Genomic DNA, 19,579 nt, shown 5'->3' with positions numbered 1-19,579 from the left:
ACGCGCGGCGTGCAGCATCAGCTCATCACAGGTCATCTCGGCGTCAAGGCGTGCAAGGGTCATCCCCAGCCTTTCGGCAAGGTTCAGCCGGTAAAGAAGGTCCGGGTTCTCGCTCAGTTTTTTTTTGCGGCCGCAAGCGACAGACCGGCGTTCAGCCGATAGGCCAGCGCCTCGATCACATCGGCGGGAACCCGGCTGCGCATGAACTGGGCGTTCTCAAGCGTGAACAGCCGGTCGCCGGTTTCATCACAAGCAAGCTGGATCACCGTCCGCACCGCCGCCTCGGCATGATTGATCTTGCCGGTTTCAACGTCCATCGCGGCGCGCTCGATGGCGGCGCGGTCCGCCGGGGTGGGTTTGCGGCCATAGACGATGACCGGGGGCTCTCCCTCGGCGGCGAATTCAGGGACAGCGATTTGCGTAAGTGCGCCGTCCGCATCGCGGCGGGCGGCGGCGGCCTGAAGAAAGCCGCCGCCCTTGGTCGTGGCGTTGGCCATCGCTATGCGCTCACCGCGCCCGTGGTCAGGGCGCCATTGCCCTGGCACTCAAATGAAACGGAATTCACCGCATCCAGAGCGTTATTCGGGGAAACACTGGTGATCGTCGCAGTCCCCGAATACTCACGATCCCCGGACGTATCGCCCGCAGGATAGAGTTTGATCGTCACGCTGGCGCCGACTGTCAAAGCGCCCTGCCCGCTCGTGTCGGACGGATCCAGATGGCAAGTGATTGAGGCGGTCCAGCTGGTGTGTCCGACCAGATGAGTCCGGGCGGTGTCGCCATGGGCGGTGTCATCCACCGTCTCGGCGGTTTCGGTGAGGCTCCAGCCGGTGGTCTCTGCGATCGTATCAGTGCCGACTTTGACCAGTCCGGCTTTACCGTGGGAAGTGGCCATGAGCGTTTCCTTTCATGCTAGGCCAGAACGGAACCGGCTGAACCTTCAGCCGTGTGGTATTCCACCTCATAGGTGAGGCGGGCTTGGGCGATGACCTTGCGGCCCTCACCGTCATAGCTCTCGGTCAGGCTGACCGGGCTGATGGAGAAGATAAGGGCGGACGACCAGGCGCCCTCGACCATGGCCGCCTCGATCTCGGCGGCGATGGTGTCGAGCGTGTCCGCCGCACCGTCTGAATCCGCATCAGCGATCAGGTCAAAATGCACCTGCATGACACGGCCAAGGCGGCGGCTGACGCCCTGGGACAGAACCTGCATCTGTTCATCGCCGGACATGACGTTGATGGCGGGCAGGCTTGTTTGCGGCAGCGGCTTGACCCGGTTCTTGAAGACACGATCCCCGCAGGTCTCAAGGCCGGTCACGCGGGTCGCCAGCAGATCGCGGATCTGGGTGCGGGCATGCGCCATGATCAGGCCTCGTGAAGAATGAGCGTGATCATGCCGAACCCGTCAGGCTGGACCTCGACCACGGTGTAATCCTGAGCACCCACCGTCACGCCATCACCCTGGGCGGCGTTCGGCGCATCCGCTGCGCGAACCGAGACTGCAGGGCTGACGCTCTCGACTGACAGATCACCATCCGCGCCGACAGCGACGTAATTGCGCGTGAAGACGCCCCGGACGGAGACGCCAGCCCCACCCTGCGGGGTGTAGGTGACGCCCTCGCCCAGGGCGCTTGTGAAGACCCGACCGACGCCGGAAAAGACGCGGCCAGCCATGGCTTACGCGCCAGCAGCCGCAGGCATGGCGCCATTCAGGCGAACCTGAACAACGGCGGTGCCGTTCGGCGCTGCGGTGACGGCAGTGCCCAGATACCAGTTGGACGCAGCGGTCTTGTTGAATTCGCCGTCAGCAACGTCCCAGTAGAGGGCGTCACCGATCGCGACCACGACTGCAGACGCCACCGGAAGGGTGTGAACGCCTTCGGTGTCGATAACGACATCCGCGCCATTGGCCGCGTCGTTTTGGGCCACACCGAACACGGAGCCCACCTTCACCATGTCGCCAGACGACACGGCGGCGGGGGCGGTGACGGTCAGAAGGCGACCGTCCTGAATGAAATTCTTGGCCATGATGGTTTCCTTTCTCAGGCCGGAAACGAGAGCGGGCGGCTCATTGCCGCCCGTCCCTGTCTCAGTTCAGAAGATCAGCCCTTACGAGCCGGGGTTTTTCACCGCGCCGCGGTGATCGATCCAGGCGGCGCCCACATCGAGACGGCCTTTCAGCTTGATTCCGTCCGTGTCGAAGTCTTCCATCTGCTCGATCTGCGGGCCCTGCTCGCCTTCGAGATAGGCGAACTCGATGATGTCCACCTGGTTGGGCGAAGCGAACAGGTACCAGTCATCAGCCGAACCGCCGCTCAGCGAGGCAAGGCGCGGCTCGATAATCGGCTGCATGCTGCCCGCATACACGTTCTGCTTTTCGGGATCCGTGACCACAGAGGTCTGACGGGTGTACTGCAGCGCGACCGTTTCCAGTTCGGCCGGAACAGCCAGGAAGGCCGGTTCAAGGTTCAGCAGCGTGCCGTCCGTATCATCGTCCGGCGCGAGTGAGCGCTGATTGCGCATCAGGGTCCGCGCAGTGCCCAGATTGGCGATGGTGATGGCGCCGGCAGTCGCAAGGTTGGCGTGATTGGCATGGAACACCGCGGTGCCGTCCGACATATCCGGGTTGCCGGTGATCAGGCCCCAAACCAGATCGGACTCCAGGTTGGCCGCAGAGGTGCCGAACTGGCGTACGATGCGGTCAAACGCCGCCAGATCATCATTGATGATCATCTCACGGGTGAAGGTCAGCCCACGGCCATAGGTCGCCAGCTGGTACTGCTCGCGGCCTTCCGCCATGGTTCCGAACTTGTATTCCGCGCCCTCGAGCTTGCGCACAAAGGACGGAGCGTCAGACAGCTGAACACGGCTGACGGTCTTGAAATCCGGCAGCGTGGTCTGGTTGACAATTGCGCGGAAGGTCTGCGGGGCGGCCTGATAAGCCGCGCGCAGGCTCTTGTTCGCCACATTGGCCAGGATGAACGGGAAGTCGCTGGTGCCGTGGGCGCCGCGCGACAGCATGGCCTTGGCGATTTCCGAACGGCTCATGCCGCGCACCTTGACGCCGCGCGCCTGCAGCAGTTCTTCACCCATGCGCAGAAGCGACATGCCGCGGAACTCGCGGGCGCCTTGCTCAAGCTCGACCTTGGGATTGAGGCGATGCTCGATCGCGTTGATCGCCAGCGCGCGGCGGGTGTCCTGTTCGTCCTGATTGACACTGAGACGGGCGCGGGTTTCACCCGGCGCGTCATCAGCGTCCGCCAGCTTGTCAAGGAAAGTCGCGCGGGCGGCGTCGACGCTCAGGCCGTCATTGATGGCCTTGGTGATGTCGCCCTGTTCAAGGCCGCGACCAATGAACTTGGCGCCAACCGCATTGATGTCGGCAACGCGCTTGCGCTCCACCGTCACAGCCTCAGCCTTCGCCGCGTTGATGTCCGCTTCCGAGCGCTGCTCAGTCACGGTGCCGCCATCGGGAGCGGCGCCCTGGGTCTTCTCCGTCATGGGAGTCTCCATTTCAGAATGTGCGGGCTCCGCCCGTTTGATGTGGCAGGGATTTTCGTCGTTCTGGGAGCGGAACCCCGCCATGTCGTCCGCTCCGATAGGAACCGCGGAAATCTCCATCGGCTCCCAATCCCGCGCGATCACACGGGTGACGCTTTCGTCATCACCGTCGATCACCTCATAGCCATGGACCCGATAGCCCACGCTGATATTGCGAAGGATGCCGCTGACCACATCGCGCCAGATCGGCTCAACGCTTTCGCGGGCCGAAAAACGGATGATCGCTCGACCCTCGCCGTCCTCAATCCATGCACGCTCGACAACGCCGATCACGTGCTCAAGGGACCAGTCAGAATGCGTGTTCAGGAAGGGTGCGCCATTGTTCAGCCGGTCAAGCCGAATGGCGGCGGCGCTGACTTCAAGTTCCTCAAGAACTCGGCCAAGACCGGGCATGTAGCGCGGCACGGCGGCGCCGGCAGTCCAGGTCACTTCTACCGTGCGAGCATCTTCATCAACGGTGCTCGCGCGCACCTCTGCCGTTCGGCCAAGCCGGGAGAGCTTGACCGTCTCGTCCATGTCCTTCGGCATGGCTTACTCCTCTGCGGGGTTGTCGTCGGAAATGTCGGTCGGAGGCAGAACAGTGCCGTCCGGGCGGGCCTGAGTGAGACCAGCGTTCGAGGTCTTGCGCGGATCGCTGTCGAATACGAGCTCCTGCTCATCCACCAGCTTGGTCCACGCCTTGATTTCAGCGATGACCGCCTCCGGGTCGCGACCCGACGCACGGATAAGCTCGGTCATCGACGCCTTGCCGATGCGCGCTTCCATCTGGTCCGCCAACAGCTCTTTCTGCCGGTCGATGGGCTCAAACCCGGGTAGGGTCCACTGAACGCCATAGTTCAGCTCAGAGATGCGGCCCGCCGCGAAGGCGCTTTCGATGAACCAGCGCCATGCGGGGCGGCAAACCATCGGCAGAATGGTGCGCTTCTGAAAACGGCGGATCATGGCCTTGAACGGCACGATCCCCGCCTTGTAGCTCGACCAGTTCACCCGGCTGACATCGCCGGTCAGCAGCTGATAGGGCATGCCCATGGCCGTGGCGATCTTGTGAAGCCGGGCGCGGGTATAGCTGTCATAGCCGGATGACGGTGAGGGCTGAGCGAAAGAGACATCTTCGCCAGGCTCAAGATATTCGATCATGCCCGGCTCAAGCGTTTCAAGCCGGCCGATATCGTCTTCGCCTTCCTCACCCAGGAGACCGGGGTCGGAAAGGTCTGACGTGGTGACGAAGGCCGCAAAGCAGGCTTCGACCTTCTTGCGCACCTGTTCGGCGTTCTCGTATTCGCCAAGATCCCGCAGATCGATCATAGCGGCCGTCAGCCACGGCACGCCCGAAAGCTGGCCGGGGCGTGTCTTTCGATAGGCGTGCGCGATCTGGTCAGCCGGGATTCGCTGGCTGTCAAAGCGCATGGGGCGGTAAAGCCCCACCTCGCCGGGATGGGTCTGGTACAACCAGTACGCCACGCGGCGGTTAATGCGGTCGAGCTCAATCCCGTTGATGATGTCAAAGCCGGTGTTGTTGTTCTTGATGTGGGTCAAATCAAGATGGTCCGGCTCCATCAGCTGAAGCTGAAGCGGGACAGAGAGCCCTTCATCAGAGCGGCGACGACGGCGGCGGATCAGTACATCACCTGACACAGCGATGGTCTGAACAGCGAGGTCTTGCAGGCCGTAGAAGTCCGCTTGCTCTTCAGCATCACAGAATTCAGACCAGTCAGCGAACGCCTGAGCGATCTCCTTGTCGAGACGATCCTTGCCCGTTTCAGGCTTGGGAATGATGCCGCCGCCAATCGAGCACTCGGAAACGATCTCCACACCGCGCTTGGCCCAGCCGTCATTGCGGTCCAAGTCACGGGCGCGAGCGCGCAAAGTCTGGATGGCCGGGCCGATCTCTGCATTTGCACTGGTGCCGCGCGGGTTCCAGTTCTTCATGCGCCGGCCTTTTGATGCGCCGTCATAGTTACGCTTCTCGGCAACTTCGAGCGCCTTGCGCGCCATGGCGCGCTTGAGCGCCGCTTCAGGCGCCACGGCGCCCAGCGCCTTAGTGAACCAGCCCATGACTACAGCCCCCGAGCAAAAACGGCGCGCGAGCGGCGCTTGGTTTTGACCACGCCAAGTTCACGCTCCATCTCATCCCGGACCGACTTCATCTCGGCAAGGTCGCGATAGTCCACGCGCTGGCCGTTATAGCTGACGCTTTTGGCGCCGGTGGCGATGGCGGCGTTGAGAGCGTCAAGATCGGCTTGCGAATAGCGAGTGCTCATAGCCAGCTCCTGCCGGTGGTGTTGAGCCCGCGCCGGGGGCGGGACTTGCGTTTTACGGGCGCCTTGGCCGGCGCGGGCTGAGGCGCCTGTTCGACTTCCGGCGCTTCCTGCGTCGGCTGGGGCTCTGAAACGGGGATCGATCCAGGGGGCAGTTGCCGAGGCAAGGCGTGAAGAGCAGCGAGCGCATAACGGCGGCAGTCATGGGCTTCATTCCGCGTCCCCTTCGGGCACTCATAAACACGCACGTCCTGCCCGTTGACGCGCTTGCGAACCAGACGCTCGGCGAGTAGCTGAGTGAACCACGCCTGATCGTAATTCGCGGCGAAGTGGCAATACCCTGCGCCAGGACGCTTGACCCTTAGATCGCCGTAAATCTGGTCAGAGGCGGCATTCGTGCCGACCATGAAGAGAACTTGCCGGGTCTTGGACTTGGACGCCCGCTTGGGCCATATCGGCTTTGCCGGGCCGCCATCACCCTTGATCGCATAAACACGGCGACCAAAGCGCGGCTTTGTGAACGCATAGACGCGCTCGGTATGGTGACCGCCGGAGTCGATGCACGCCGCCTGAATGCGCATCAGGGCGCCGTCATCGCGGCGGTAGCTGCGCAACAGAATCTGATCGAGCTCATGCCAGACCTGATCTTGAGAAGGATCGCCATGGATGACGTGATACTCTACTCCCCAATTCTCACGGCCCGCGCCCCAGCCCACAATCTCGCATTCAAGCCGGTTGTCCTGGACGTCCACGCCCGCCGTCAGCACCAGAGCGCCAGACGGGATATTGTCTGGGCCGTAGGCTTCGCGGCGCGCCAACAGGCTTTCAGGATCAACCGCCGTGCCGCTTTCCTCCCAGAGCTCTGCAAGCTGGGTGTTCGTGAACACCTGCAAAAGCGACAGGTCATCTTTGGACGACAGGAACTTTCGCACCGTCTGCTCAAGGCTTTGCGTCAGCGAATAGAGCTTCGAGGCGTTGAAACCTGCATGCCGCACCGGCACGCCGGGTTTTGAGCACTTCGGACAGCAGGCCTCACCGTGTTCATTCCAGTGCCCGCCGTCGGTCCAGTTCAGCGGCTTGTGGTCTTCACCGCAGCAGCGAAAGGGCTTGGTCTGACGCCAGCCGAAATCAGGCTCAAGCGCGACCGCCTGAATGGCTTTGCGGCGCTCGGCCTCCGTCCAGATCGTGCCGCAGCCTTTGCAGACCACACCCGCAGTCTCGGGCATGTGCTGCCCGTTTTCGTCCTTGTCCCATCGAACCCGGTCAAAGGTCAGCGGTTGCGCCTCGTCACAGTGCGGACACTTCACGAATAGCCTGCGCTGATCGCTCATTTCATACTCCCGCCCGATCCGCGAGAAGCCCTTCTGGGTGGGAGAGCAAGCCCGGATTGACTTGGCGTTCCAGAAGGTGGACTGGCGCTCTTCAGCGAGAGCGAGCGGGTCACCCTCCTTGCCTGCGCTCGGCGGGTATTTGTCAATTTCGTCAGCCAGGACGATGCGCTTGGGACGCGAGGCCAGATCAGTCGGGCTGTTGGCGCCCACGATGTCGATCACCGCGCCCGTCTCAAAAGCCAGACGGTCGAGCGTGCGATCGGGTGAACGCGACTTCTTCGGCGGCGCGATGGCGGCAAGCGCCGGCGTCTCGTCAACAAGCGGGTCCAGACGATCCTTGGTGTAGGATTCGGCCAGGTTCACCGTGGGCAGGACTAGCAAGATCGGTGAGGCGTCCTGATGGGCGTAATACCCGGCGGCGTTATTGATCAGCTCCGTCTTGAATTCCTGCGTCGGAGCCATGACCGACACAAAGCGCACGCGCGGATCTGTTACGGCGGCGGTCGGCCCGAGCGCCATGGGAACTGTGGCCGTGCGCCAGCGTCCCGGCTGGGCGGCGGCGCGCGCACTCAAGCGGCGGAACTCGTCAGCCCACTCGATCAGATTCCGGCGAGGCGTCGGCTTCAGCGTCGAGCGGCGTATCGTCCGCAGCGCCGTCACAGCCCTCGCCATCGCCGTCAAGTTGGGCGGCGAGATCGTCATCCACGCTTAACTCCCGGAGAATGTCATCCACCTGGTCGGCTATGATCGGCTGAAGCTCAATGGCGCGGGTCGGGTCGATCTGGGCGGCGAGGCGGCCCGGCAGGGAACCGAACCGGGTCCGCACAACCGCATACTCGGACCGCACCGCAGACAGGATCGTCTCAAGCTCGATGAGCTCGCCGCGCTCCCGGCGCAGCTTGAGCTCCGCAAGGTCAGCGTCAATTTGCTCTCGACGGGCGCGCTCTTTGTCGAAGTTCGGCGCGGGACGCGCGTCACCTTCAGGCGGTGAAGGCTCCTGAGCTTGCTCCACCAGCCAACCCGAGACCGAAGCGGTGTTGAACTTCCACTCAACTCCTTTCCGGCCACGCTCCAAAGCCGGACAGCCGCGCTTTACCCACGCGGAAACCGTGTCAACGGAAACACCAAAGATTTCAGCGAGCTTTGAGCGATTGACCTCTAGCCCTGAATAGGTTCTCGCCACCGCCGCATCCTCACTCGAAAAAGAAGAAAGCCCGGCCTGAAAACCTTATGGCTAGAGACAAAACGGGGATCGAACTTACCCACGATCCCCCTACCCCTTGGAAGAACCTAGCCGGGTGGGGGTGGGGTAGCTGCGGCTGTGGCGCTCAGGCCACACCCTACCTTGCGGTCTGGATCGCGCGGCGCATGGACAGGCGCAGGTTGATGGGCAGCATCCGGGCAACGAACTGATCAGATATCCCGAAGAAGTCGTAGCGCCGCTCATAGCGGGGCTGGTTGATCTCGATCAGGACAGGTTTGATCTTGCCCGAGCGTGCGCGCTCGTACACGCCAGGGTGAAGAGCCCCGCCCTGCTTGGCGTAGAAGTAGTTCTTGCGGCGTTGATTGCGGGCGGCAGAACGAGCCGTGCGATTGGCGACGTACCCGTTCTCCTGAAATGATCCGAGCGCGCTCAATATCTGGACATACCGTGAGCCGGTCAGGTTGCCATACTGGTTCAACCTCTGCCCGGGCGCAGGAGCTAGAAAGCTATTCGGTCCGAGGAAGCCACGCCGTCGCAAGGCGATCTCGTGACGCTTGGCCCGGCGCGGCTGGCCATAGACGATAGGCCGAAGGTACTTCTTTGCTGCAACGCCTTTGCCAGCAAACTCACGCCACATCAGCGAGGCCTCAGCGATGGCCTCACCCATACCGCGCCGACGCCGACCGCGCATGTATCGCCCCTTCCGGGCATAGACGCCTCGGATGGTGAACGGCTTGGGCCGGTCGATATAGCGCTGCATCTGACGCTGATTATGAACTACAGCGTCAGTCGCCGTCTTGTTCACAGCCAGGAAGGTGGCGAAGGGCAGCTGTTGCCGCTCTACCCGGTTCAGACCCCGTTTGAACTCCCTGACATTGGTCCTGATGTCAAACCCTGCGCGGGCCATGGTCTAACGCTTGCGACGGCCAGTCCCGCCTTTGGTGACCCGCCGAGGCGTGCGCAGCTCTTCGGCGCGCTTTTCAATGGCCTCAACCTTACGCGCCGTAAACTCCCCGCAACTATCAAGCTCAAGGGTTTTCGGCCATGCGGCTTGGTGATCCGGGCCGCCCGTTGTGGACGGCGACGGAGCCGAGCGGCGGCACTCACCGACCTTTTGGGCATTCCCGGCCCCGGTCTGGCTCCAATGCCTGCATGCAGAGCAAGTGGTCATGTTCGCCTCCGTGATTGAGATTGGCAAAGCGCATCAAACACCCTTCCCACTTGACGCAGAAAAGTGCTCATTTATGCGCATTTATGCTTGCTTATCTGCTCATTTTTGAGCATATTGATCATGCGCAGAGCGGGAGGCAATCGTGCACCCCGGAAGCGCAGAAGGAGAGAACGATGACGATCTTTGAAGTCTCGCTTCTCATCCTTCAAGCCTGCGAACTGGTGATCGGGTTGGCCGCCCTGTACGTCACCAGCCGCAGGTAAGAAGGAGGGCGGCTCCGGGTCCAAACCGGGGCTGCCTTCCCTCCTTATAGCGGAGATCAGCATGACCGGCAAAGACTTCACAGCCTGGCTAGATCATATGGGCTTCAAGGATGCTCAGGCGGCGCGCGCCCTGGGCGGCATGTCTCGCAACAGCATCAAGAAGTACAAGGACGAAGGCGCACCCTATCACATCGGGCTGGCCTGTGCGGCGCTGGCCTATGGCCTTCCACCGTGGAAAGCGCCAGAGACCACCTGACCGATAAGAGAAAGCCCCGCCTGCCGAAGCGAGCGGGGCTGTGCGGTTTAGTGCGTGAGACGGCATGGGAACCGCAACCAGCCGACTTTGCCTCGTTCCCGCGCGCCAGTCAGGTGGTCAGGGCGCGGTCTATGTCGTCATAGCTGTAGACCCTTGGGGCCTGATCGTGTGGCCCGGTCGCGAATACGATCAAATCCACCGCAAAATCTATCTCTCGGCGCGCCCGCTTGTCCCAGCCCCGGTGAATGTAATCCGGTGGGCCGAATGCTCTGACCGCAGACCAGTATTCTTCACCCCGGAAGCCGACAAAGTGAACGCAGCGCATCTTGGGAAACTCAGGACACATTGACCCTATCAGGCGTCTCTGCCCGTAGGCCCGGCCCCTCCGTCATGCGGCGGCCGCTGCCCCTTACATCGCGCATCATGGGCAAAGCCCATGCCCTCTGTCAAGGTTAAAGCCATCACGCACACGCCTGCAGCATCTCGAACGGGATCTTGAGCGGGCCGCTCTGTGTGTCGAACTCGGCATACCCGCCGCGGGTGGCGATGATCTGGCCTGAGAACGAAGACAGCGCGCCAACGCCCATCGTCATTTCAGAGGGGTAGAACACCTCGCAGAAGGCAGCCTCTTCTTCTTCGCGGTCCCGGCCCTTGAACAGGGGTGTCGTGCTGGCGCGCATGACCGTCTCCACGGCCTTGGACCGCAAGCGATAGGGATTTCCGAACGGATCAGCGATATAGCCCGTCAGGAAGCTCACAGGGGCCAACGCGTGCCAGGGCAGCCCTCCCCACACCTCGGGAACACCGATGAACAGATACCGCGGATAAGCGCTGACCTCGATTTCACGATAGGGCCGCTCACCCTTGCGATGGCGGGGCTTCTTGATGGTGCGCGTGCTGCGAGGGGTGAACACGAACACGCCCGGAATCATCTCCGCAATCACCTTCTCGGCGCGGATTTCACATTGCGGCTTCGTGGCCAGCACAAACCAGATCAGGGACTCGCACAGCTCGATTTCGCGGCTCGTGATGGAAAGCCGACGCTTGGGCTGACGAAGACGGGCAGCGGCGCGCTGTTGGCCTCGGGTATTAGCCATTCTGGGCGGCCTCCGTGGCGGTGACCCCTTCTGACCAGCCATTAAGCAGCCTGTCCACATCGGCATACGGGATGCCAGTTAGGGGGCAAGACCAGGCTGTGGTGAAGCCTTCAGAGGGGCCGTCAACGATGGTGGTTGGCAATGCCAGACTGTCCATGACGGCGGCTTTGCTTTGGCTTGCGAACCCGGCCCAGTCGTACCGGGGGTCATCAGCGGGCAGGTCTGCAGGCGAGCAGGTGACGATATGGGAGCGCACGGGCATCACGCACCCGTCGAGCTTGCGAAATTCCACGGCCCTGCCCTCGGCAAACGCCCGGCGAATCCCGGCCTGCATACCTTCGGTCACGCCCATATCGTGATAGACCACCACCAGATCGGCGGCGCTCATCCACGCATGGCCAGCATCGATGCCCAGCGCGCGTTCATCGGGCTTGTCGTCATTCAGAACGCCCGGTTGGGTGTACAGAAGGTGCGAGGCAATCGGAGCCTCACCCCGCAACAGGCTGTCTTTCAGGCACGCACGCGCATAGGCCACGTTCGCATCCAAATCGCCCGCATAGGGGCTCTCGATAATCACGCGCTTCATGCCTTCGCTCCTTTGTGCAGAGCCGCTTCATCCCGGGCGATGTCGCCAAAGACTTCGGTGAGCTGGTCACGCATGGCAGCGGCCCCAGCGCGGAAAGCTGTCGCCTCCACTCCCGACATATCCCGAGGCGCCATGGGCTCGCGGATGTTCGCCAGGCGCTCCAACCGGCTGCGATAGTTCGTCGCCAGCATCTTCAGCGCTTCCAGTTCAATGCTCATCCCTAGCTCCATGTCTTCACGCGTCCGCGCGGGCCTGAAATCAGCTCACCACCGCCCGAAACAGCCCTGCCCCACCCGAGACGCCACGCCTCGTAAGCGCGCTGCCTGTCGGCGTCTGACAGCCCAGCGCGGGCCACTTCAGCGGTGAACGCGTCATGTGTTGGAAAATCCCGGCCAGCATGGGCCTGGGCGAATTGCTCGAAGGTCACGCCGCATCCCCCTCACGCTTGGCGAAGCCGAACTCATCCAGCACGCTCTGCGGCGCGAGGCAGCCGTCTCGATCCGGGCGCGGCCCCGGCCCGGCCCAGTCGCCCTTGCGGTGGAAATACCCGACATAGCTGCGCCATTGGCGGTCGCTGATGGAGGCAGGGTCCGTGAGCGTATCCGACCCTTGGGGGGCTTCTGGTGGGGCGTATTGGTCCACCAGGGCCGGATCGGCCAACCAGTTCCCCAGCGCCTTGGGCTTGGTGTCCTGCTTGCGGATGGCGGCGGCATAGTTCCGGGCCGCGCCGATCAACCGCTCCACCGATCTCAGGCGAGCCACATGGCGACCCAGCGCGATCGGCAGGCTCGACCGGGCGAAATTCACCCGTCCCGCTTCCGGGTAAGCCTCCCAGAACAGATCACAGGCCTTCTGGTCCAATCCCGGCTTCGCGCGCCCTGTGTCCCCTGATGGTTCCTCTGGCGCTTCAAACGTAGTGAGCCCCGTCATGGTGTCGGGTGACTTTGGACAGGGTGTCGGGTTGGTCTGGACAGGGTGTCGGGTTGGTTCCGGCCTATCCGACAGGGTGTCGGGTTGTGCGTTCTCAATGGGTTCCGGGTGCGGAACCAGCAACAGAGTGATCAGGTCGGACGTGCGCGAGCCGTCCCGGCGCCGGCGCGGGGTGCGTTCGATCCACCCCCGCTCCTCAAACGCCTTCAGCGCGCGCTCGACGGTCTTCTCACTGCAGCACGCCTGTTGGGCGATGGTCGCCTGACCCGGATAGCAGGTTCCGTCAACGCCAACATAGTTCGCGATGATCAGCAGGATCGCTTTCTCATTGCCCGACTGGCATGGGGCCTTCACGGCCCAGGTAACGGCATCAAAGCTCATTGCCCGTCCCTCCGGTCTTGATCTGAAAATTTCGTGGTGTTGGCGTCAAAGTGCAGGGGCACCACCCCGATGGGCCCGTGGCGCTGCTTTCCAATGATCACCTCTGCCCGGTTGCGGGCGTCGGCCATCTGAAGCTCCCACTCTTCGTGCTGAGCGGTGCCGATCTTCGGTTCCAGCCGCTCGAGGTAGTATTCCTCGCGATAGCAGAACAGCACCACATCGGCGTCCTGCTCGATGGATCCGGACTCCCGCAAATCCGACAGTTGCGGGCGCTTGTCGTCCCGGTTCTCCACCTGACGCGACAGCTGGGACAGCGCCAGCACCGGAACATCCAGCTCCTTGGCCAACGCCTTCAGCGCCTGGGTGATGGCGGACACTTCCTGCACGCGCTGCCCGGCATAGCCCGCACAGGTCACCAGCTGGATGTAATCAACCACGATGACGTCCAGCCCGTACATGCGCTTGAGGCGCCGCGCACGGGCGCACAGCTGGCCGATGGCCAGACCGCCCTGATCATCGATCCACAGCGGGGCGTGCTCGATCTCACGACCCGCCTCGTGCAGGTCTTGCAGCTGATCGCGGTTCAACCGCCCGCGGCGCTGGTCATGCGTGCTGATGCCAGATACATCGGCCAGAATACGGCCTGTCAGCTGTTCATGGCTCATCTCAAGACTGAAGAACGCCACGCGCCCGCCGGCCTTCACCACTTCCCGGCCTTCGGCGTCCGTCTCGGCGTGAAATTTCCGGGCCAGGCTAAAGGCGATGTTCGTGGCCAGCGCGGTTTTGCCCATGCTCGGCCGACCGGCCAGAATGATCAGGTCAGACCGGCACAGTCCGCCCAGACGGTTATCAAGGTCCATCAACCCCGTGGACAGGCCCGCAAGGCCCTTACCCGACTTCACCGAGGCGTCCACACGGTCCAGCTGGGCGCGCACCGAATCCAGAAAACTCACCGGACCCTTGCGGGCGGCGGGCGTCTTCTCAGCCAGCGCGAAGATGGCGCCCTCATGCGCTTCCAGCACGTCATCGGCGCTCTGATCGTCTTCAGGGCGGCGGGCCGATACGATCAGCCCCTCACCGGCTGCAATCAGCGCTCGGCGCTTGGCCAGATCATGAACCTGCCGGGCGTACTCGGGCGCTGAACGCGCCTCGGCGCGCTCATACATCAGATCGGCCAGATACCGGACGCCGCCCACCTGAGCGATGCCTTCATCACTGGCGAACCGGTCTTTCAGCGTCACTGCGTCCGCCAGACTCCCCGCGCCGATCAACCGTGCGCATTCCGCATAGATGCGGCCGTGAAGCGGATCGTAAAAGTCATCAGCGGTCAGGAACGCCGAGACGGACCAATAAACCTCGTTCTCAAACAGCAACGCACCCAGAAAAGCCTGCTCCGCTTCAATATTGCTGGGCGGCGCGTAGGCGTCGTCATCCAGGGGATGGGCCGGGTTGTAATCATCATGATCCAGCATCAGCCGCCCACCTCTGACAGAAGTGACACGGCGGCGCGGCGATATCCTTCCAGCATGAGCTGGCGATCTTTCGGTGTCTCATAATCCGCAAGGGCGGCCTGAAGATCGGCCAGCGCCAACGCTTCCATCTCACTGATGTTCGCGCGCGGTCCTGCCTTGGTCTGGGTGCGAATCTTCAGGTCTCGATTGATCTGCGAGATATAAGATGGAGACACGCCCGCAATCCTGCCGATTTCATCCATGGACTTGGACGGAGAGAAGCGCAGATGGCGCGTCACGATGTCGATCTTGCGGGCGCCGCTCGCAATCATGCCGCGCTCCCTTCGTTGATGTATTCAAAATCCTCGATGACGGCGCGCACATCGGCCTCGGCGTAACCCAGCGCCTTGTGGGTCTCGATCACGGCCTGGGCATACTCATGTCCATGGGCGCGGCAGGCCTGATAGACCTCAAGAACCCGCTCCCATTGGGCGGTGGTCAGGTTGTGCTTAACCATGCGCGCCCCTCTCGATCTCCCGCATGGCGGCACGATCCAGAGCGGGAAGCTCAGCCAGGGACCGGCTCAGCTTCGTCCAGCGGCGCAGGGCGTCATGGCAGCGCTCGTAATTGCGGCCCAGCATGATCTGCTTGTGGCCTCGGCTGGCGTTGTCGACGCGGCGCTTGGCTTCCATGGGGTCGAAATGATCGGTCATGCGCATGCCTCCTGCTTGGGGCGCTCAAGGCGCACATCCGCCAACAGGGACGCGGCGTCTTCGATCCGACGCGCGGCCATCTCGGCGTACTCGGGGTTCAACTCGACAAGAATGGCGTCACGGCGAAGCTGATCCGCCACAAGTCCCGTGGTCCCGGCGCCGCCGAACGGGTCCAGGACCACACCGTCAGCTGGGCAACCGGCCTTGATGCAGCGCGCAGCCAGTTCAGGCGGGAAAGTCGCGAAGTGCGCATCCTTGAAAGGACGGGTGGCGATGGGCCAGACTTCGACGGGCGCAGGTTCCCAATTGCGAAGGTTGCGGCCATTGGCCTGCTGCTCTTCGCGGGTCATCTGGTCCCAGGAGTCCTTGAAGCCCTGATGCTCTCGGGCGTGGCCTCGGGCTTTCGGCTTGCCCACCGCCTTCATCCGACCATTGGTCTTGCCGCCCGCATGGGCGCGGTCTGAACCAGTCTGCGAGGCAATGTCCTGTGAGAAACGTTCAACACTGGACTGCGCCAGACCCTGACGCACCGCATCCGCGTCATAGGCATAGCGGGGCGATTTGGTGAGAAGGAATATCTTCTCATGCGATCCGGCTGGCCGATCCGTCACGCTTTCCGGCATCGGGTTCGGCTTTGCCCAGATGATCTCACTGCGCACCCACCAGCCAGCCTCTTGCAGGGCGATGGCGAGGCGGTTCGGGATCATGCACAGGTCTTTGGCCTTCAGGACACCCTGAACCGTCGAGAACGGTTTGTCCCGGAAGGTGCGGTCATCCGTGCCGGCGGCCTTGGTGTCCGCCGCGCTGCGCCCATTCGGGGTGCTGGCGTAGCAGTCGCCATAGTTCAGCCAGAGCGTCCCGGTGGGCTTCAGAACCCGGCGCACCTCTTCAAACACGGCCACCATGGCGGCGATGTGCTCGGCAAGCGTGGGCTCAAGTCCCAACTGCCCCTCAACGCCATAATCGCGCAAACCCCAATAGGGCGGCGAAGTCACGACGCAATCCACGCTGTCATCTCCCAGCGCGGCGAGCCCGTCCATCACATCAGAAACCAGAATGCGAACAGCCATCACCCCCCCTTCCGCCGCACGGTCTTGCCGCCCAGCGGTGTCTTGAAGGGGCCGTTGCGGCCATTCTGGAAACCCCGGCTTTCGATCCGGCGCTTCGCCTTGGCGGGCGTCTCGCCAGCCGCGACAAGGATCTTCTCGACCGGGCCGTGCTTCTTCTGCATCCGCACGCACCAGGCCGCATCGCCCGTATCGCGCTCATTGCCCTTTTTCAGGTTGCAGCGGCAGTGCGCGCCATAGACATTGCCCGGCACATGGCCGCCGCCCACGCCGATCGGGATCTCATGTTCAAGGCTGATGGCGCGGCTTTCATGGACCTTGCCCTCAACGATCAGTTCAGGGTCCATCGCCTCGCCACAGATGCAGCACGCCCAGTTCTGCGCTTTCAGAACGGCGATGAAGTCCACCGGGGCCACCGGCACACCGGCCTTGCGCGCGCGGGCGCGGTTACGCTGCTCCATGGCCTTCAGACGCTTGGTGGCGGCGGGGGAGAGGTCAAGCGTTAGGGCCGTCATCACGCCACCTCCCGCGCTTCAAGCCGGTCGGCCATGGCGCGCAAAGCATCCGGCAAAGACTGTTTGCCCTTGGCGCAAGCGATCTCGGCAGCAGTGAGCGGCACAAGCACTTCGATAGAGCGCTTTTGTCCAAACCGGGTGCTGATGCGCCCTCGCTTCTTGAGGCGTTCAATCAGGGCCGCAACGCCGCTGATATTGGCGATGCCCATGGCGACACGCATTTCCCGATAGGACGGCGCCATCCCGTTCTGCTCGATACACGTCTGGATGAGCAGCAGGCAGCGCGCTTGCTTGTGGGTCAGGGACATAGCCATGTGAGCCCCCTATTCCGCCACGGCGCGCTGGCGCGTCACCGGCCCGGGGTTCAGCTTCTGGGTGGCCTCGTTCACCGCCACAGCCGATTGCAGGTTTTTGGCGGAGTCCTGCTGCAGCTCATGAACTTCTGCGGCGGTGTAGACGCCATCCTCTTCGGCGCGCTCCACCCGTTCGGCCAGATGCGCGGTGCTGTACAAGGCGGCGCGGGCCAGCCGGGCCAGCGCCTGAGTGGCGCTCTCCCCGCCATCGATCTGGTCAGCCAGCATGCGCAGCAGATCAGCCCGCCCCTTCGCGGCGCACAGATACAACGCATCAGCTAGGCTGACCCGCGCCAGAGCGCGCGAGGCTTCCCCCAGCTTGCGGGCGGTGATCGGGCAATCAGGGAGGGAGCACGCACCCTCGAAGCCGCCGGGCATGGCTTTGAACTGGCCTGCGAACCATTGTTCCAGGTCTCGTGCGGTCTGGGCGTCCATCATGATGCGCTCCCCGTTCCCGTGGTGTTCTGATTTGAATGTGCGATGACAGGCGAAAGGCGGCGCGCAATGATGCCCGCATGACCAGACACACCGCCCAGCCCAGCGCCCGCGAACTGCGCGCCGAAAGCGTCCGCCTGATGCGTCAGGCCGTCGAGCTCGAGATCCGGGCGCGAGAGATGGACGCGGCACAGTGCGCGCGCCGCCGGGCGGCGCCGGGCCGCCCGCACCTCAAGCTTGTCAGTGAGGCTCAGTCTTGAGGGGCGATAGCCATCCGCGCTGCCCGGCGAAGCCGACCCAGCGCGACCTGCCCGAAGAAGGCGAGCGCCGCGCATACGAGGCCCCAGCCCAGCGCCAGCGCGAAGCCGGCCTGTACGCTGATCGGCAAGGCGATGTCCGCCCGCTCTCCGGCGAACCCGCACAGGGTCAACAGCACAGTCAGAATGGCCATGATCAGTGTGGTCACCTGAAACGGGATACCCACGGCCAGCAGCCGCGAACGCCAGGCGCCCAGCGCGGCCCGGCGCTTCAGATGCACCGACAGGGCGTACACCCCGTCCGTATACAGCCAGAACAGATACGCCAGCGCCACACAGCACAGCGCCGCCGCGAACAGCGGCGCGCCCGCCCCCGTCCCGGTCACAAGTCCTGCGCCCGGCAGGGCCGCAATCGCGCCCAGACCGGCCAGAATGCGCTGGCCCTCGGCCTGCTTGAACTCGGCATCCGTCATGTCCGTCATGATGGAAGGACTCCGCATTAAGGGGAAGTGAGGATGAGCCCGACATCACGCCGGCACCTTGTCGCTGGAAGCAGCAGCTATCTCGGCAAGTACGTCATAGGTGACGCCTTCAATGCCGCGTTTCTCAGCAGCGGTGACGATAGCGCGCCAGTAAGGGCCGGGGATTGAATTCCGGGCCGCCCATTTCTTGGCGCGAAACGGGTTTACTTGGACATCATCACAGAACGTGGTCAGTCCGTCCGGCCACTGGCCAATAATGTCGGAGATGGTTTTCATGAGCGCCACGATACAAAACGTCTCGCGCACATACAAGACCTTTTGTCTCGCCGAATGCGATACGGAGCGTCTCATGAACGAGATGTACGAGCGCCTACAGGCAGCACGCCGATGTGCGGGCTATGCTAACGCAACCGATGCCGCCAGGGCCTTCGGCTGGAACGAGACGACTTATCGGGCCCACGAAAGCGGAAGACGCGGACTCAAAAATGAGGTTGCGGTGCGCTACGCCAAGGCTTTCAGAACTGATGAGGCTTGGCTGCTAACCGGCAAGGGGACGCCGCCTAAAGGCGTCGACGTCAAACATAATCGCGATCACGGTAAAGCATTGATTGAGGTGCATTCTTCCGGCGAGATACCCGTCATTGGCGAAATCGCCGCCGGAGTTTGGCAAGAGGCAATCGAGATGCTTGATACCGGGGAATCCATTCCCTTCATCCCGCACCCCCGCTTCCCCAAGGATGCCCAGCTCGCTCTGCGCGTGCGCGGCGACAGCTGCGACCTCATCGCTCAGCCGGGCGCCTATGTGAACACCGTGCCGTTGGAAATGGCCCTGCCCGTTGACGGCCTGGAAGGCCTGCTCAGGGAGTTCGAGGCCAAGGGACGCGACCTGATTGTTGTGGCCGAACGCCTGCGGGGCGGCCTTGTTGAAGCCACGCTGAAGGCCCTGGTGCGCGATCGCGCCGGCTATGCGCTCGAGGCGCGCTCATCCAACCCCAAATGGGCCGGCAAGATCCCGCTGACCGATGACATGCTCCGCGACGGCGATGAAACCCGCATCGCCCGGGTCATGATCGGCAAGTACGAGGTGATGCTCTAGGCGCCAACGCGGGAATATGTAAGCTTTTCTCACCCATTTGGGGAAAAGCTAGATAATGCGACACATCGACAACATCACGCGCATTTCATCCACGCCCTATTTACGACACGGTTGTTACCTTATATGTCAACAATAGACAGAGCCATTCTTAGCGGCGCTCTGCTGGAATATCG

At 63.0% G+C, this 19,579-nt stretch carries 28 protein-coding genes; 3 read left to right on the top strand and 25 right to left on the bottom strand.

Annotation, left to right across the window (positions count from 1 at the left end):
• Window positions 1–113: 113 nt before the first annotated feature.
• The 11 genes from B2Z70_RS09610 to B2Z70_RS09560 all read right to left on the bottom strand — a co-directional run bounded on the left by B2Z70_RS09610 (window position 114) and on the right by B2Z70_RS09560 (window position 9,260).
• Window positions 114–497, bottom strand: coding sequence for a hypothetical protein (locus tag B2Z70_RS09610; RefSeq protein WP_292982830.1), 384 nt, complete (start codon window positions 495–497; stop codon window positions 114–116).
• A 2-nt stretch (window positions 498–499) separates the two neighbouring features.
• Window positions 500–895: a hypothetical protein gene (locus tag B2Z70_RS09605; RefSeq protein ID WP_292982828.1), complete on the bottom strand. Its 396-nt coding sequence runs from the start codon at window positions 893–895 to the stop codon at window positions 500–502.
• Between the two features lie 17 nt (window positions 896–912).
• Window positions 913–1,362: a hypothetical protein gene (locus B2Z70_RS09600; protein ID WP_292982826.1), complete on the bottom strand. Its 450-nt coding sequence runs from the start codon at window positions 1,360–1,362 to the stop codon at window positions 913–915.
• A gap of 2 nt (window positions 1,363–1,364) precedes the next feature.
• Window positions 1,365–1,673, bottom strand: coding sequence for a head-tail joining protein (locus tag B2Z70_RS09595; protein ID WP_292982824.1), 309 nt, complete (start codon window positions 1,671–1,673; stop codon window positions 1,365–1,367).
• Between the two features lie 3 nt (window positions 1,674–1,676).
• The gene (locus B2Z70_RS09590; RefSeq protein WP_292982822.1) at window positions 1,677–2,027 is read right to left on the bottom strand and encodes a DUF2190 family protein; all 351 of its coding nucleotides are present in this window, start codon (window positions 2,025–2,027) and stop codon (window positions 1,677–1,679) included.
• 81 nt (window positions 2,028–2,108) lie between these two features.
• Window positions 2,109–4,088: a prohead protease/major capsid protein fusion protein gene (locus B2Z70_RS09585; RefSeq protein WP_292982820.1), complete on the bottom strand. Its 1,980-nt coding sequence runs from the start codon at window positions 4,086–4,088 to the stop codon at window positions 2,109–2,111.
• A 3-nt stretch (window positions 4,089–4,091) separates the two neighbouring features.
• Entirely contained in the window at window positions 4,092–5,615 is a 1,524-nt protein-coding gene (locus B2Z70_RS09580; RefSeq protein ID WP_292982818.1) for a phage portal protein, read from the bottom strand.
• A 2-nt stretch (window positions 5,616–5,617) separates the two neighbouring features.
• A complete protein-coding gene (locus B2Z70_RS09575; RefSeq protein WP_292982816.1) occupies window positions 5,618–5,821 on the bottom strand; it encodes a phage head-tail joining protein in 204 nt (67 codons plus the stop codon).
• Window positions 5,818–7,722, bottom strand: coding sequence for a phage terminase large subunit family protein (locus tag B2Z70_RS09570; protein WP_292982814.1), 1,905 nt, complete (start codon window positions 7,720–7,722; stop codon window positions 5,818–5,820). The genes B2Z70_RS09575 and B2Z70_RS09570 overlap by 4 nt, the downstream gene beginning before the upstream one ends.
• 13 nt (window positions 7,723–7,735) lie before the next feature.
• Entirely contained in the window at window positions 7,736–8,332 is a 597-nt protein-coding gene (locus tag B2Z70_RS09565) for a DUF1441 family protein (protein WP_292982812.1), read from the bottom strand.
• A gap of 157 nt (window positions 8,333–8,489) precedes the next feature.
• A complete protein-coding gene (locus B2Z70_RS09560; RefSeq protein ID WP_292982810.1) occupies window positions 8,490–9,260 on the bottom strand; it encodes a hypothetical protein in 771 nt (256 codons plus the stop codon).
• Between the two features lie 588 nt (window positions 9,261–9,848).
• On the opposite strand from B2Z70_RS09560, the gene B2Z70_RS09555 reads away from it, so the two are divergent.
• A complete protein-coding gene (locus tag B2Z70_RS09555) occupies window positions 9,849–10,043 on the top strand; it encodes a hypothetical protein (protein WP_292982808.1) in 195 nt (64 codons plus the stop codon).
• A gap of 461 nt (window positions 10,044–10,504) precedes the next feature.
• On the opposite strand, the gene nusG is transcribed toward B2Z70_RS09555, so the two are convergent.
• The 12 genes from nusG to B2Z70_RS09495 all read right to left on the bottom strand — a co-directional run bounded on the left by nusG (window position 10,505) and on the right by B2Z70_RS09495 (window position 17,574).
• Window positions 10,505–11,140 (bottom strand): transcription termination/antitermination protein NusG, encoded by a 636-nt coding sequence (gene nusG / locus B2Z70_RS09550; RefSeq protein WP_292982806.1) that lies wholly within the window; start codon window positions 11,138–11,140, stop codon window positions 10,505–10,507.
• Window positions 11,133–11,726, bottom strand: a complete 594-nt coding sequence (locus B2Z70_RS09545; RefSeq protein WP_292982804.1) for a DUF7768 domain-containing protein — start codon at window positions 11,724–11,726, stop codon at window positions 11,133–11,135. The genes nusG and B2Z70_RS09545 overlap by 8 nt, the downstream gene beginning before the upstream one ends.
• Window positions 11,723–11,944: a hypothetical protein gene (locus B2Z70_RS09540; RefSeq protein WP_292982802.1), complete on the bottom strand. Its 222-nt coding sequence runs from the start codon at window positions 11,942–11,944 to the stop codon at window positions 11,723–11,725. The genes B2Z70_RS09545 and B2Z70_RS09540 overlap by 4 nt, the downstream gene beginning before the upstream one ends.
• Window positions 11,945–12,149: 205 nt before the next feature.
• A complete protein-coding gene (locus tag B2Z70_RS09535; protein WP_292982800.1) occupies window positions 12,150–13,037 on the bottom strand; it encodes a helix-turn-helix domain-containing protein in 888 nt (295 codons plus the stop codon).
• Complete coding sequence (locus B2Z70_RS09530) at window positions 13,034–14,509, bottom strand: replicative DNA helicase (RefSeq protein WP_292982798.1); 1,476 nt, start codon at window positions 14,507–14,509, stop codon at window positions 13,034–13,036. Before B2Z70_RS09530 ends, B2Z70_RS09535 begins: the two co-directional genes overlap by 4 nt.
• Window positions 14,509–14,820, bottom strand: a complete 312-nt coding sequence (locus B2Z70_RS09525) for a hypothetical protein (RefSeq protein ID WP_292982796.1) — start codon at window positions 14,818–14,820, stop codon at window positions 14,509–14,511. The genes B2Z70_RS09530 and B2Z70_RS09525 overlap by 1 nt, the downstream gene beginning before the upstream one ends.
• Window positions 14,817–15,005 carry a hypothetical protein gene (locus tag B2Z70_RS09520; RefSeq protein WP_292982794.1) on the bottom strand — a complete coding sequence of 63 codons (189 nt, stop codon included), beginning with the start codon at window positions 15,003–15,005 and terminating at the stop codon, window positions 14,817–14,819. Before B2Z70_RS09520 ends, B2Z70_RS09525 begins: the two co-directional genes overlap by 4 nt.
• Window positions 14,998–15,201: a hypothetical protein gene (locus B2Z70_RS09515; RefSeq protein ID WP_292982792.1), complete on the bottom strand. Its 204-nt coding sequence runs from the start codon at window positions 15,199–15,201 to the stop codon at window positions 14,998–15,000. Before B2Z70_RS09515 ends, B2Z70_RS09520 begins: the two co-directional genes overlap by 8 nt.
• Complete coding sequence (locus B2Z70_RS09510) at window positions 15,198–16,271, bottom strand: DNA-methyltransferase (RefSeq protein WP_292982790.1); 1,074 nt, start codon at window positions 16,269–16,271, stop codon at window positions 15,198–15,200. Before B2Z70_RS09510 ends, B2Z70_RS09515 begins: the two co-directional genes overlap by 4 nt.
• Window positions 16,271–16,783 (bottom strand): hypothetical protein, encoded by a 513-nt coding sequence (locus tag B2Z70_RS09505; protein WP_292982788.1) that lies wholly within the window; start codon window positions 16,781–16,783, stop codon window positions 16,271–16,273. The genes B2Z70_RS09510 and B2Z70_RS09505 overlap by 1 nt, the downstream gene beginning before the upstream one ends.
• Entirely contained in the window at window positions 16,783–17,097 is a 315-nt protein-coding gene (locus tag B2Z70_RS09500; protein WP_292982786.1) for a LexA family protein, read from the bottom strand. Before B2Z70_RS09500 ends, B2Z70_RS09505 begins: the two co-directional genes overlap by 1 nt.
• 9 nt (window positions 17,098–17,106) lie before the next feature.
• Window positions 17,107–17,574, bottom strand: a complete 468-nt coding sequence (locus B2Z70_RS09495; RefSeq protein ID WP_292982784.1) for a hypothetical protein — start codon at window positions 17,572–17,574, stop codon at window positions 17,107–17,109.
• A gap of 77 nt (window positions 17,575–17,651) precedes the next feature.
• Here B2Z70_RS09495 and B2Z70_RS09490 point away from each other — a divergent pair, with 77 nt between their 5' ends.
• On the top strand, window positions 17,652–17,831 hold the full coding sequence (locus B2Z70_RS09490; protein ID WP_292982782.1) for a hypothetical protein: 180 nt from the start codon (window positions 17,652–17,654) through the stop codon (window positions 17,829–17,831).
• Here B2Z70_RS09490 and B2Z70_RS09485 read toward each other — a convergent pair.
• Together B2Z70_RS09485 and B2Z70_RS09480 are read right to left on the bottom strand one after the other, a co-directional pair.
• Window positions 17,822–18,310 carry a hypothetical protein gene (locus B2Z70_RS09485; protein ID WP_292982780.1) on the bottom strand — a complete coding sequence of 163 codons (489 nt, stop codon included), beginning with the start codon at window positions 18,308–18,310 and terminating at the stop codon, window positions 17,822–17,824. The two genes, B2Z70_RS09490 and B2Z70_RS09485, sit on opposite strands and share 10 nt — an antisense overlap.
• Window positions 18,311–18,355: 45 nt before the next feature.
• On the bottom strand, window positions 18,356–18,586 hold the full coding sequence (locus tag B2Z70_RS09480; protein ID WP_292982778.1) for a hypothetical protein: 231 nt from the start codon (window positions 18,584–18,586) through the stop codon (window positions 18,356–18,358).
• Here B2Z70_RS09480 and B2Z70_RS09475 point away from each other — a divergent pair.
• Window positions 18,585–19,406, top strand: a complete 822-nt coding sequence (locus tag B2Z70_RS09475) for a helix-turn-helix domain-containing protein (RefSeq protein WP_292982776.1) — start codon at window positions 18,585–18,587, stop codon at window positions 19,404–19,406. The genes B2Z70_RS09480 and B2Z70_RS09475 overlap by 2 nt on opposite strands.
• The last annotated feature ends 173 nt before the right edge of the window (window positions 19,407–19,579 follow it).

It is taken from the genome of Oceanicaulis sp. UBA6590, from assembly GCF_002433705.1.
Taxonomy (GTDB): domain Bacteria; phylum Pseudomonadota; class Alphaproteobacteria; order Caulobacterales; family Maricaulaceae; genus Oceanicaulis.
Note: the sequence above shows the minus strand (reverse complement) of the source record. Positions and strands in the feature narration are given on the sequence as shown.

What these genes read in the sequence shown, in the direction of transcription:
- B2Z70_RS09605 (WP_292982828.1), bottom strand. Translation starts at nt 895, where the DNA reads ATGGCCACTTCCCACGGTAAAGCCGGACTGGTCAAAGTCGGCACTGAT.
- B2Z70_RS09475 (WP_292982776.1), top strand. Translation starts at nt 18,585, where the DNA reads ATGAGCGCCACGATACAAAACGTCTCGCGCACATACAAGACCTTTTGT.
- B2Z70_RS09540 (WP_292982802.1), bottom strand. Translation starts at nt 11,944, where the DNA reads ATGAGCATTGAACTGGAAGCGCTGAAGATGCTGGCGACGAACTATCGC.
- B2Z70_RS09560 (WP_292982810.1), bottom strand. Translation starts at nt 9,260, where the DNA reads ATGGCCCGCGCAGGGTTTGACATCAGGACCAATGTCAGGGAGTTCAAA.
- B2Z70_RS09610 (WP_292982830.1), bottom strand. Translation starts at nt 497, where the DNA reads ATGGCCAACGCCACGACCAAGGGCGGCGGCTTTCTTCAGGCCGCCGCC.
- B2Z70_RS09595 (WP_292982824.1), bottom strand. Translation starts at nt 1,673, where the DNA reads ATGGCTGGCCGCGTCTTTTCCGGCGTCGGTCGGGTCTTCACAAGCGCC.
- B2Z70_RS09545 (WP_292982804.1), bottom strand. Translation starts at nt 11,726, where the DNA reads ATGAAGCGCGTGATTATCGAGAGCCCCTATGCGGGCGATTTGGATGCG.
- B2Z70_RS09505 (WP_292982788.1), bottom strand. Translation starts at nt 16,783, where the DNA reads ATGACGGCCCTAACGCTTGACCTCTCCCCCGCCGCCACCAAGCGTCTG.
- B2Z70_RS09500 (WP_292982786.1), bottom strand. Translation starts at nt 17,097, where the DNA reads ATGGCTATGTCCCTGACCCACAAGCAAGCGCGCTGCCTGCTGCTCATC.
- B2Z70_RS09575 (WP_292982816.1), bottom strand. Translation starts at nt 5,821, where the DNA reads ATGAGCACTCGCTATTCGCAAGCCGATCTTGACGCTCTCAACGCCGCC.
- nusG (WP_292982806.1), bottom strand. Translation starts at nt 11,140, where the DNA reads ATGGCTAATACCCGAGGCCAACAGCGCGCCGCTGCCCGTCTTCGTCAG.
- B2Z70_RS09510 (WP_292982790.1), bottom strand. Translation starts at nt 16,271, where the DNA reads ATGGCTGTTCGCATTCTGGTTTCTGATGTGATGGACGGGCTCGCCGCG.
- B2Z70_RS09490 (WP_292982782.1), top strand. Translation starts at nt 17,652, where the DNA reads ATGACCAGACACACCGCCCAGCCCAGCGCCCGCGAACTGCGCGCCGAA.
- B2Z70_RS09520 (WP_292982794.1), bottom strand. Translation starts at nt 15,005, where the DNA reads ATGGTTAAGCACAACCTGACCACCGCCCAATGGGAGCGGGTTCTTGAG.
- B2Z70_RS09600 (WP_292982826.1), bottom strand. Translation starts at nt 1,362, where the DNA reads ATGGCGCATGCCCGCACCCAGATCCGCGATCTGCTGGCGACCCGCGTG.
- B2Z70_RS09590 (WP_292982822.1), bottom strand. Translation starts at nt 2,027, where the DNA reads ATGGCCAAGAATTTCATTCAGGACGGTCGCCTTCTGACCGTCACCGCC.
- B2Z70_RS09525 (WP_292982796.1), bottom strand. Translation starts at nt 14,820, where the DNA reads ATGATTGCGAGCGGCGCCCGCAAGATCGACATCGTGACGCGCCATCTG.
- B2Z70_RS09585 (WP_292982820.1), bottom strand. Translation starts at nt 4,088, where the DNA reads ATGCCGAAGGACATGGACGAGACGGTCAAGCTCTCCCGGCTTGGCCGA.
- B2Z70_RS09530 (WP_292982798.1), bottom strand. Translation starts at nt 14,509, where the DNA reads ATGCTGGATCATGATGATTACAACCCGGCCCATCCCCTGGATGACGAC.
- B2Z70_RS09495 (WP_292982784.1), bottom strand. Translation starts at nt 17,574, where the DNA reads ATGATGGACGCCCAGACCGCACGAGACCTGGAACAATGGTTCGCAGGC.
- B2Z70_RS09485 (WP_292982780.1), bottom strand. Translation starts at nt 18,310, where the DNA reads ATGACGGACATGACGGATGCCGAGTTCAAGCAGGCCGAGGGCCAGCGC.
- B2Z70_RS09555 (WP_292982808.1), top strand. Translation starts at nt 9,849, where the DNA reads ATGACCGGCAAAGACTTCACAGCCTGGCTAGATCATATGGGCTTCAAG.
- B2Z70_RS09480 (WP_292982778.1), bottom strand. Translation starts at nt 18,586, where the DNA reads ATGAAAACCATCTCCGACATTATTGGCCAGTGGCCGGACGGACTGACC.
- B2Z70_RS09580 (WP_292982818.1), bottom strand. Translation starts at nt 5,615, where the DNA reads ATGGGCTGGTTCACTAAGGCGCTGGGCGCCGTGGCGCCTGAAGCGGCG.
- B2Z70_RS09535 (WP_292982800.1), bottom strand. Translation starts at nt 13,037, where the DNA reads ATGAGCTTTGATGCCGTTACCTGGGCCGTGAAGGCCCCATGCCAGTCG.
- B2Z70_RS09515 (WP_292982792.1), bottom strand. Translation starts at nt 15,201, where the DNA reads ATGACCGATCATTTCGACCCCATGGAAGCCAAGCGCCGCGTCGACAAC.